At 45.9% G+C, this 10,590-nt stretch carries 6 protein-coding genes and 1 tRNA gene; 2 read left to right on the top strand and 5 right to left on the bottom strand.

Translation table 11 applies throughout. The features are described from left to right. Positions 1–78: 78 nt before the first annotated feature. Together LGT40_RS06290 and LGT40_RS06285 are read right to left on the bottom strand one after the other, a co-directional pair. Positions 79–1,275 (bottom strand): porin family protein, encoded by a 1,197-nt coding sequence (locus LGT40_RS06290; RefSeq protein ID WP_226071489.1) that lies wholly within the window; start codon positions 1,273–1,275, stop codon positions 79–81. 484 nt (positions 1,276–1,759) lie between these two features. After that, positions 1,760–1,835: transfer RNA gene (locus tag LGT40_RS06285), tRNA-Phe, on the bottom strand. 134 nt (positions 1,836–1,969) lie between these two features. On the opposite strand from LGT40_RS06285, the gene LGT40_RS06280 reads away from it, so the two are divergent. Both LGT40_RS06280 and LGT40_RS06275 read left to right on the top strand, forming a co-directional pair. After that, positions 1,970–3,043, top strand: a complete 1,074-nt coding sequence (locus LGT40_RS06280) for an efflux RND transporter periplasmic adaptor subunit (RefSeq protein WP_226071490.1) — start codon at positions 1,970–1,972, stop codon at positions 3,041–3,043. 45 nt (positions 3,044–3,088) lie between these two features. After that, positions 3,089–6,211, top strand: coding sequence for an efflux RND transporter permease subunit (locus tag LGT40_RS06275; RefSeq protein WP_226071491.1), 3,123 nt, complete (start codon positions 3,089–3,091; stop codon positions 6,209–6,211). Positions 6,212–6,250: 39 nt separating this feature from the next. Here LGT40_RS06275 and LGT40_RS06270 read toward each other — a convergent pair whose 3' ends face one another. From LGT40_RS06270 to LGT40_RS06260, 3 genes are read right to left on the bottom strand one after another with little or no spacing between them, the layout of a single operon-like run. Continuing rightward, entirely contained in the window at positions 6,251–7,366 is a 1,116-nt protein-coding gene (locus LGT40_RS06270) for a hypothetical protein (protein WP_226071492.1), read from the bottom strand. Positions 7,367–7,393: 27 nt separating this feature from the next. Continuing rightward, the gene (gene mutL, locus LGT40_RS06265; protein ID WP_226071493.1) at positions 7,394–9,073 is read right to left on the bottom strand and encodes a DNA mismatch repair endonuclease MutL; all 1,680 of its coding nucleotides are present in this window, start codon (positions 9,071–9,073) and stop codon (positions 7,394–7,396) included. 47 nt (positions 9,074–9,120) lie between these two features. Then, the gene (locus tag LGT40_RS06260; protein ID WP_226071494.1) at positions 9,121–10,530 is read right to left on the bottom strand and encodes an N-acetylmuramoyl-L-alanine amidase; all 1,410 of its coding nucleotides are present in this window, start codon (positions 10,528–10,530) and stop codon (positions 9,121–9,123) included. Positions 10,531–10,590 lie beyond the last annotated feature (60 nt).

Below are 10,590 nucleotides of genomic sequence, written 5' to 3'. Positions count from 1 at the left end.
AAAAAAAAAAGCCCCAACCCAAAGGTTGAGGCTTTTTATCAGTTTTAAACTAAACCCGAAGGTTTAGAAAATAACTGCTTACCAGCTGATGAAACCACCGATAGCCAGAACATCAACTTCATCTTCATCAGATTGAATGTGATATTCAGTTTCCATGCGTGAGTATTCAGCAACCAGTTTCAGATTAGCTGTAACATCATGGTAGATACCGATTGTAGCCATGCTGTTTTTATCTAAGTCACCAAAAGAACCATCTGATACAAGCAGACTACTGTCACGGTCAAGTGTAGATTCACCATAAGATGCAGCTACAAATGTTTGACCAGCGAAACGGTAACCTAACTGTGCATAGTAACCATCGCCATCACGTTCGTCACCATCAGCACCAAATGCACCCAGACCCAGACCACCAATACCTTGGCCTTTACCATCATACCAAGCAGCAACAGCTTCAAAACCACCTAATACTAATTGACCACCAATTGTGTAGGCATTAGTTTTACGTTCGCCAGCATCAATCAGGTCAATTTTCTGAGTCATACCATCCAACCATAATTTGGCTGAACCGCCATCAAATGCAGTTGCATAGCTTAATGATGCTTCATAACGTGCATCTTTTTCATAAGGGGTAACAGCGTAATCTGCAGGTTGTAATAAATCATCACTATCGGCTACAGCCAAAGCAAGTTTGAAACCAGCCATATCCACTGAAGTCCAGCGAATTTGTGAACGCCAGTTAGCATATTCATAACCGTAACCAATACGGCCTAAAGATGTTTGTCCAGTGTTTTGATCGCCAGCAGCTGAAACACCAGTTGCACCAACACCGTATAAAGTTTGATCTAACAAAATGTTGTTTGCTGAGTACAGACCTAAGCCTTTACCTAACATGATTTGACCGAAAGCACCGTCTACAGTGGCAAACGCTTCACGTTGTTCCATCGAGCCTTGACCTTCCAAAGCACCGTCAGGATAGCTACCGTTATTAGTTGATGGAGAGATTGAAACACGCGCTGCAACTGTCAAGCCATTGATTTCTGGGGCTTTAACGTTAAAGCCAAAGAACGTTGGTAACAAGCCGTTCGCTACGCCTTGGTTATCTTGATCAACGCCACTGGCGCTATCTTGATCAGATGCAATGAAGAATTGGTTGATGTTACCGTCAACGCTGAATTCATATCCGTTTTCACCGCCAACAACGATTGTTGCGTTGGCTGCGCCGGCTGCTGCAAATGCTGCTGCACCGACTAATGTTGCTAATGTAGTTTTTTTCATGTCTGTTCACCTTCTAGTTGTTAACAGATTACTTTAAGTTTCTCTCGTAACCAGAGTCGTGCTCGGTTAAGTGTGTATTTTCCACATCTAAAAATTCATTGCAACACTTTTACAACAAAAAAATGCGACTTTGGTCTTTTTTAGTGGAATGTGTGTTTTTTTTACAACAACGGTTTCAGCTTAACAAGGTATTTCTGCAATAACTATAACTGGAAAGCCTTGGTATTATTGATTTTAGGTTCGATAGGTTAGGGTTGGCTGAAACGGTAGTGATTTGTCGATGGATATGTAAAGTTTTGCTAAAAAGCCTTGTGTGACGATTTTCGCGCTGATTCCGCTCGACTCTCGAGATGTAATCAATCCTATATAGATAGCCCAAATCTTGGGTTCTAATCCATACCAAGGAGAATGCTACAAAACAAATACTGGAAAGAGAAAACGAAAAAAGCCCGATATGAACTTCATATCGGGCTTTTGAATTCGATGGTGGCTCGACCTGGAATCGAACCAGGGACACAGGGATTTTCAATCCCTTGCTCTACCAACTGAGCTATCGAGCCAACAAGGTGCGGTATTAAACCTGTCCAAGTGTCTGCTGTCAAGTCATGAAAAGTTGCTTGGGAAGTTATCCTTGTGGCATTTGTGCAGCCATGCTGTAATGGCGAGCAGTTTTGCATCGGGGCAGCAGCGAAAAATGAATTCCAGTCAACGCGTTTTATTGTGGATAGTCAGTGTTTTAGCGATAGTGTCAGCGCTTTATTTTTTTTCGCCAGCACTTGAACTGAAAAACCGCTCAGACTTCCAGAATGTTGAACACCAGGAGGAAGATGACAATGATGACCAGCAGGTGAGTCATCAGTTTGCGCTTTCAGTTACGTTATCTGAAGCCGCACAAGAAATGGCCTCAATTAAAAGTCAGACATTAATGGAGAGTTTCTTTACTCCAGAAATACGGGCCATGGCTGTTGTCATGCCGACGCAGGATTGGCGATTAGCGCATTCACGATGTGCTGAAGCAGAGCTGAACCACCGTAAGGCGATAGTGAACGAACAGGGTATCAATAAAGAGCTATCACGGTTGAAAACACTGCAACAAGCGACCGGCAGTATCGCTTCAAAAGAAGTGAACTACGTACAAACCAATTTATCACTTGCCCAAGCAGAATCTGCGCTAAAACTGCAATTGCTTAGCAATTGCCATGCGGAAGTCCGCCAACAATGGCCTCAGCCGATTGCGGACTGGATTATTAAGGGGGGAGATGAGTTCACCAGACTGATGGCGCGAGAGCAATCCATTATTAAAGTTACTTTGCCACCCAAACAAACCCTGAATCAGAATGTAACTACTGTCCGTTGGCAACAAACCAATCAGCAAAGTCTTGTGGGTCAGGCACAAAGACTTGCCCCTGCAATTGCGGCTGATCCGGTTTCGGGAGGTGAAACCTGGTATTTCCTTAATAAGGCTTCTTCATTGCAGGAGGGGGCGCAATTACAAGTTTGGGTGCCACGTGAAGAAAGGACTTTCTCTGCGGTGATGATTCCTTATCAATCCGTTGTCTGGTATGCCGGACAACCATGGGCTTATTTGCAGATGGACGAGCAGCGGTTTCAACGCATTTCGTTAACCTCGGGCGTCAACTCTGTAGAAGGCATTTATTTGCAGCATGGAATCTACCCTGGCGACGCCGTCGTTACTTCTGGTGCTCAGACGTTATTATCGGAAGAATTCAAATGGCAAATACATGATGAAGACGATGATGATGACTAGTCGAATCGGCTACCACCACTTATTTAATAATTAACAGGAACACGGATGCTTTCTCATTTGGTTGCTTTTTCGGTTCGCGCACGTGGCGTTGTACTGGCTTTAGCTTTATTGATGCTCGGTTATGGCGGATACCAACTGTATAAAGCCAGCCTTGATGTGTTTCCCGAATTCGCTCCCAAACAAGTCATTATTCAGACCGAGGCTTCTGGTTTTACTGCTGAACAAGTCGAGACGCTGGTTACTCAACCCATCGAAAATGCATTAGGTGGCTTACCTGATGTGATGTTTGTACGATCTGCTTCGACCCCCGGCTTGTCCGTGGTGATTATCACCTTTGAAGATAGAACGAATATCTATCTCAACCGTCAATTAGTTTCTGAGAGATTGATGCCAGCTCAAGGGAATCTTCCACAAGGAGTAGGACCTGCCTTGATGGTCCCACTCGAATCTTCTTCCGGCACCATTATGACCATTGGTTTGACCTCGGATGAACAGAGTCTGATGCGTTTGCGAGAAATGGTCGACTGGACATTAACACCAAGACTCCTGGCGGTAGACGGAGTGGCGGATATTAATGTTTTCGGTGGCGCTGAAAAACAAATGCAGATCCAGCTCGATCCGAAAAAACTCGCTTTATATAACTTATCTCCATTGGATGTCGTTGCGGCAGCCAGAGAAGCGACGGTATTGCAAGGCAGCGGCTTTATTGAAAATAGTAATCAACGCATGATGCTGCAGGTTGTCGGCCAGCCAATAAATGCGGCAGCGATGGAAAAAGTGGTGATTCGTCAGCAAGGTCAGTCTGTTTTGCATCTGGGTGATGTTGCGACCATTGAATACGGGCCCGCACCAGCTATTGGGGGTGCCGCCATTAGTGGCAAGCCGGGTATCGTCTTAATGGTGATTGGTCAATACAAAGCGAATACCTTGGCGGTAACCCAGGCGGTCGAAACCGCATTAAATGAATTTCGTGATGGCTTTGAAGTGGATGGGATTGAGTTACATGCTGACTTGTTCCGTCCAGCAAATTACATTCAAACCTCACTGGCCAATATCCAGCATCATTTGCTGGTGGGCGGTGGGCTCGTTTTATTGGTCCTGTTTTTATTCTTGTTTAATTTACGAACAGCCATAATCTCGATGACCGCAATCCCTCTGTCGTTGTTTGCCGCTTTGATTGTGCTACTGGAGTTCGGGGTTAATATCAATATTATGGTGCTGGGGGGGCTTGCTATTGCTCTGGGGGAAGTGGTTGATGATGCCATTATCGATACAGAGAATATCTTTCGCCGGTTGCGAGAAAATGCCGCACTAAAAGAACCTCGTCCGGTGATTCAAATCGTCTATGAAGCTTCAATGGAAGTTCGTGGCTCTGTGGTCTATGCCAGTTTGATAGTCATGCTGGTTTTTGTGCCATTACTCACTTTGAGCGGAGTGGCTGGGCGGATGTTTGAGCCATTGGGTCAGGCTTATATTCTGGCAATTTTGGCCTCATTATTTGTTGCATTAACGGTCACCCCCGCGTTGTGTCATACCTTGCTGAGTCGAATTGGTGTTACACGAACCGCTGAGCCGCCATTGATTCACTGGTTGCAAATCGTTTATGGCCGTGTTTTAAAAGTGACCTGTCATTTCCCCCGGCTGATGATAATTGCTGTACTGATCTTCTGTGTCGCCGGAGCGAGTTTATTGCCTTATTTTGGAGGACGTTTTTTACCCGAACTGCGCGAAGGTCACTACATTATTCACACAGCCAGTGTGCCTGGTACATCGTTGGAGGAATCCTTACGAATTGGTGGTCTGATTGAGCAACAAGTCGCCGAAATCCCCGGGGTAAGAGCAACATCACAATGGGCGGGACGTGCTGAGCGAGGAGCCGATACCTTTGGCACCCATTACAGTGAATATGAGGTCGATCTGGAACCACTTTCAGGTCCCGAACAGCAAGCTGTTCTGGATGAAATTCGTGACATACTTGAAGCGTTCCCCGGAATCAGTTCGGAAGTGAATACCTTCCTGACAGAGCGTATTGATGAAACTATCTCGGGATATACCTCACCGGTTGTGGTGAATATTTATGGTTATGATTTAGATGCGCTGGATTATAAAGCCCGTGAAGTTGCCGAGGTCATGTCCGAAATTGAAGGCGCTACGGATATTCAATTACGAGCACCTCCCGGCGAACCACAGCTGCAGTTACGTATTAAACTTGAAGAGCTACCACAGTGGGGACTGCAGCCTGCTACGGTGATGCAGAATATCAAAGCGGCATTTGATGGCATTCAAGTTGGGCAGATCACAGAAGGTAATCGATTATTTGATATTCGCGTGGTGTTGCCACCTGATTTAAGAGAACAACCTCATCAATTACTGAGTTTGCCTTTGCGTACACTGGATAATCGGATATTGACGCTGGGAGATGTTGCTGAGTTACAACAAGTCGCCGGACGGCATGCGATTTTGCATCATGGTGCACAAAGATTGCAGGCCATAACCTGTAATGTGGCGGGACGGGATTTGCGTTCATTTTTTAAAGAGCTGCAACAACGGGTGCATCAGGATGTGCAGTTTGATGCAGATACCTATCCTGAATTTACCGGCACGGCGGTGGCGGAAGCTGAATCACGAAAAGATCTGTTGGTCCACTCAGTGCTGGTGGGACTGATTGTGTTGATTTTGTTGTATATGGCGCTACGCAGTGTGCGTAATACCTGGCTGGTGTTATTAAATCTGCCTTTTTCATTATTAGGCGGGATCGTTGCGGCATGGTTGACCGGGGGCGTGTTATCCATAGGATCACTGGTCGGATTTGTCACGTTGTTTGGTATTACCTTGCGTAATGCCATTATGCTGGTTTCTCACTACCAACACCTGATCGAGCATGAAGGCAAAGCCTGGGTGCTGGAAACCGCGATTCAGGGCGCGCTGGAACGTTTACCTTCGATACTTATCACAGCCTTGGTGACCGCTTTGGCAATGCTGCCCATCGCCATTAATGCGGATAGTCCTGGACGGGAAATTATGGGCCCAATGGCCGCTATTATTATCGGTGGGCTGATATCATCGACTCTACTGACGTTATTGGTCTTGCCCAGCGTCTTGTTACGTTATGGCGAGTTCAAAAAACAGCGCCTCACTCAAACGGATACCACCATGCAAAGGCAATAATGCCGAGTACAAATACGATCAGAATGATTTCAATAATCATCAGCGACCAATGGCAAACGTTTCTGTCGTATTACTGCGTTGTTCAGCAAAAAATTGATAGATGTCTTTCAGTTCATCACCCGAAAAGCGTATCAAGATCAATTCCTGTCCCGGGCGAATCAGATCCGGGTCGTATCCCATAGTATGTGTACTGAAGTTATACACATAACTGGTGGAAACTTTTTGATGCAGGATTTTACCTAAAAAAGAACTTAAACCTGTTGGCAGCGGTTCATCGGCATCAGCTGGAATCAACACACTGACATTTCGCTCAGCGCCATTCCTTTGCAGACGGATACCTTGACGGAAATTACGAATCAATCCCGTTTGGATAATACCCCACAGACCCTGAATATCTTCCTCGGTTACCCGGTGCAGATAAAATAAACTGTCCTGCAGTTCATCTGAATTACTGTCAATCAACTTACCGATATCCAGCTTTTGTACGCCACGGCTAATTGTGACGGCAATTTCCTGGTCTTCCGGAATAGCGGTATTGTCCAGTTCACGAGCTTTAATTTGCTTGACCTGTTTCTGCTGGCGGATTTGGGTGACAGGTGCCTGATGATCGATATCCTCACGTTTTAATAACTCGACCAGCGGCGCGGTGATTGTCTCACCTTGTTCAGTTACGATGGTAATGGGGGCAATATGATCTTCTTCTTCCGTTTCCAGTTCCTGCAAGGTGGTATTTTCACGAATTTCTTCTGTATAACGGAGCGTCAGCGGAGTATCTGGATTAAGCGATGAATCCTGTTTCAGACTTTTTAATGTTGTCACCCGCTCTTCGAGTTCTGGCAGAGCAACAATGCTATCTGGCCGGACAAACATATCTGCATATTCGTTTACGATAATTGAATCAGAGTCAGAATCAGCCAGATTATCGACAAACGCTTCAGCTTGCTGCTCACGAATGGCTTCACTGTCAGGTAACTCTTCTGCGGAGCGGATAACTTCCAGAGGCAAATCAGGTTCAATAACTTCTATCGGCGGATCGACGGTTAATTCACTACGATTTGGCGGGGAGTCACTCCATAATAAATAACCAAAAAGTAATATCACGATAACAGCGAGTATCGCCGCAACAATTGTAGAACCTGTACGGGCTCGATCCATTTGAAAACTGCCTCAGTGCATGTTTAATCAGTTCGAGAATAAGCTACCAAGTGTCCCCAAATCAAGTTCCTGACACCATGGTTGATGGAGGCAGTCTTCTATAGATGAATTTTTCAACCAATCCTCTACTTGTTGGGCCTCAAGCTGATCGGCAAGCTCCAGCATCGTGGCTAAATGCTCTCCCAATTGTTCGGCATCCAAATCTGTGTGACTTATCGCTTGCAAGACCTGCCCAACCAAGGTCTTGAGATCCAGCTGTGCCAAGGCAATCGGAATGCTCTTGATGAGAATCGTGTCCCCGTTTTCCTGCAAATCAAAACCAAAAGTGTTTAACAAAGTTTGGTGCTCTGCCACAGCAAATTGCTGTTCTGTTGAGCAGGGCAGACTGAGTGGGACTAATATCGGCCGACTTTTAAGTGGAAGTTGTTGTAGTTGTTTAACAAACTGTTGTTTGCGCGAATTTGCGATAGCTTGTTTTAAATCAATCAGATAATGTTGTGGCCCGGAATACACCCAGGCAAAACGCTGATGCAACACCTGGATTATTTGAAAACGATCTTGTGTGGTGGATTGAGTGGGTGAAAAAGCTGTAGGCATTGACACCCCAGCTTTGAGCCCGGAAAAATCGTGCTTGTGATATTCAGAGAAAGTCTCAGCAACCTCTGGTTTAAAAGATGCTGATGCTGATTCTCGCAATGGTGTCGTCTTGGTTTGCTGCTGTAATTCATCACTGATGGCACGGTGAATAAGACCATGAATTAAACGGGTCTCCCGAAAACGGACTTCATGTTTGGTGGGATGAACATTAACATCAACGCGATCCAGCGGAATGTTCATATACAACACATAAGCCGGATGTCGGCCGGTTGGAATGAGATCCGCGTAGGCCTGTCGAATGACCTGACTGATTAATCGATCACGGATGACGCGGCCATTAATAAAAAAATACTGTTGATCGGCTTGGGGGCGATGAGCATCAATGTGGCCCAGCCAACCTTTTATCGAGATGAATTCGTACTGTTGTTCGAAATACAAAGCCTGTTTAACAAAATTTTGCCCACAGATTTTGCCGATTCTCGCCAGTTGTTGTGCCTCAGTCTGAGCTATCGGTAAATTCAGTTTGAGTTGACCATTTAATTCACATTGAAAACGGATATCAAAACGGCTTAATGCCAGACGCTGCACCGTGGTAAGAATTTGTTGTTGTTCTGTCCTTGCACTGCGAAGAAAACGCCGGCGTGCTGGCAGGTTAAAGAACAAGTCTCGTACTGCGACAGTGGTACCTGTTGGATGTGGTACCGGCTCAGGTAGATCGGTTTCACAATGAGTTTGCCAACCACACTCGCTATCAGCCTGTCTTGAGATTAAACTTAAATTGGACACGGAACTGATGCTGGGCAAGGCTTCTCCACGAAAACCTAAACTGGATATCTGACTCAGCTGATCACTGGATGAAATTTTACTGGTGGCATGCCGACTGAGCGCCAGACCAAGATCTTCAGGGTGAATACCGAAACCATTATCCCTAACCTGAATAAGTTGGCTGCCTGAACCATCAATGCTGATGTCAATCTCGGTGGCTGATGCATCAAGACTATTCTCGACCAACTCTTTAATAACTGATGCCGGACGTTCGATAACTTCACCAGCTGCAATCTGGTTGGCAAGTTGTAGGGGCAGGGCATGTATACGTTTCGGTGTCAGCATTGACACAGTTTAACAGTTGCGAACAGGAAATCCGCAGTCAACTTCAATTATGGAATTTTGAGCACATCACCTACCATCAGTTTGCTGGTTTGCAAGTTGTTGGTAGATTTGAGTTCCGACATATTGACTCGATAACGCTGTGCAATCGTGCTCAAGGTATCACCACTGCTGACAATATGCTGCTGCGGCTTCACCTGCTGCGTAATCGGATTACGTTGGAAATAGCTGCGAATACCGGCCAGCATTGCCTGAGCCAGCTTGTTTTGATGATTTACATCATTCAGCTTGCGTTCTTCTTCCGGGTTGGAAATAAATGCGGTTTCAACCAGAACTGACGGAATATCCGGTGATTTCAGCACAACGAAGGCCGCGGATTCAACTTGCTTTTTATGTACTGCACCCACTCGTTTCAAGCCGCTCAACACGCTATTGCCCACTTCTAAACTGGCTTCCAGACTGGCTGTTTGTGATAAATCGAGTAATACCGAGGCCAACAGATCATCTTTATCTTCCAGACTGATACCACCCGCTAAATCGGCGGCATTTTCACGGTCTGCCAAGATCTGAGCCGCTTCGCTACTGGCGCCCCTAGGAGACAATACATATACCGAAGACCCTTTGGCACTGGTGCGTTGAAATGCATCGGCATGGATGGAGATAAACATATCAGCACCATTTTGTTTGGCGCGCTGAATACGTTGTCTCAGCGTAATAAATTCGTCTCGATCACGTGTCATATACGCACGCATTCCGGGTTCATTATCAACCAGTCTGGCCAACCGGCGCGAGATGGCCAGCACCACATCTTTTTCACGAGTGCCTTTTCTGCCAATCGCCCCCGGATCCCGTCCGCCATGTCCCGGATCGATGGCTATGACAATATCGCGACGGGGTAATACCGGTCTGCTTCTCACAGTCGTCGGGGTCGCCTTAGGCAGATCAGAGGAAGTAGTTGGGACTGCGGCCGGTTTGTTTTCTGTTATCGCTTGATTGACGGTTGGGTTGTCTGAAGTAGTTGCAACGGGTTTCTGTGAAGACGGCTCATCAGGTTTGTTCTGAGCTACAGCGGTGGCCGGGCCATGCTTTAAATCCACTAACAGTCGATAGGAATATTCACCTTCTGGTCCAAGTGGCTGGATCTCATAGTCGGTTGCCTGCTTAAGATCAAAAACCAGCCGATAGGTATTTTGATCATGTTGAGCATGGCGAATTTTTTCCACAACAGCACTATTAAATGTGGGTGCAATTAAGGACTTGTTGACTTTGGCAGCTTTGATATCAACCACTAACCGATGCGGATTGGTCAGAGTAAAACTCTGATACTCCAACGCTTTATCCAAATCCAACACCACTCGAGTCAGATTTGCATTTTGGGATACACGGATATTTTCTACCGAAGCAGCATGTGCCGTGGCAGCTAATATCAGCATTATCCATCCCAATAACAAACGAGACATAGTCAGTTCCTGCAATTTACACAGCCTTAGTTTGTGATTGAAGACATAAAAAATCAAGCC

It is taken from the genome of Methylophaga pinxianii, assembly GCF_020447225.1.
Classification (GTDB): Bacteria; Pseudomonadota; Gammaproteobacteria; order Nitrosococcales; family Methylophagaceae; genus Methylophaga; species Methylophaga pinxianii.
This window is presented reverse-complemented; position numbering and strand designations above follow the sequence as displayed.

Bases quoted from the DNA above. Each gene is read 5' to 3' on its own strand.
- LGT40_RS06290 (WP_226071489.1), bottom strand. From the start codon at position 1,275: ATGAAAAAAACTACATTAGCAACATTAGTCGGTGCAGCAGCATTTGCA.
- LGT40_RS06280 (WP_226071490.1), top strand. From the start codon at position 1,970: ATGAATTCCAGTCAACGCGTTTTATTGTGGATAGTCAGTGTTTTAGCG.
- LGT40_RS06275 (WP_226071491.1), top strand. From the start codon at position 3,089: ATGCTTTCTCATTTGGTTGCTTTTTCGGTTCGCGCACGTGGCGTTGTA.
- LGT40_RS06270 (WP_226071492.1), bottom strand. From the start codon at position 7,366: ATGGATCGAGCCCGTACAGGTTCTACAATTGTTGCGGCGATACTCGCT.
- mutL (WP_226071493.1), bottom strand. From the start codon at position 9,073: ATGCTGACACCGAAACGTATACATGCCCTGCCCCTACAACTTGCCAAC.
- LGT40_RS06260 (WP_226071494.1), bottom strand. From the start codon at position 10,530: ATGTCTCGTTTGTTATTGGGATGGATAATGCTGATATTAGCTGCCACG.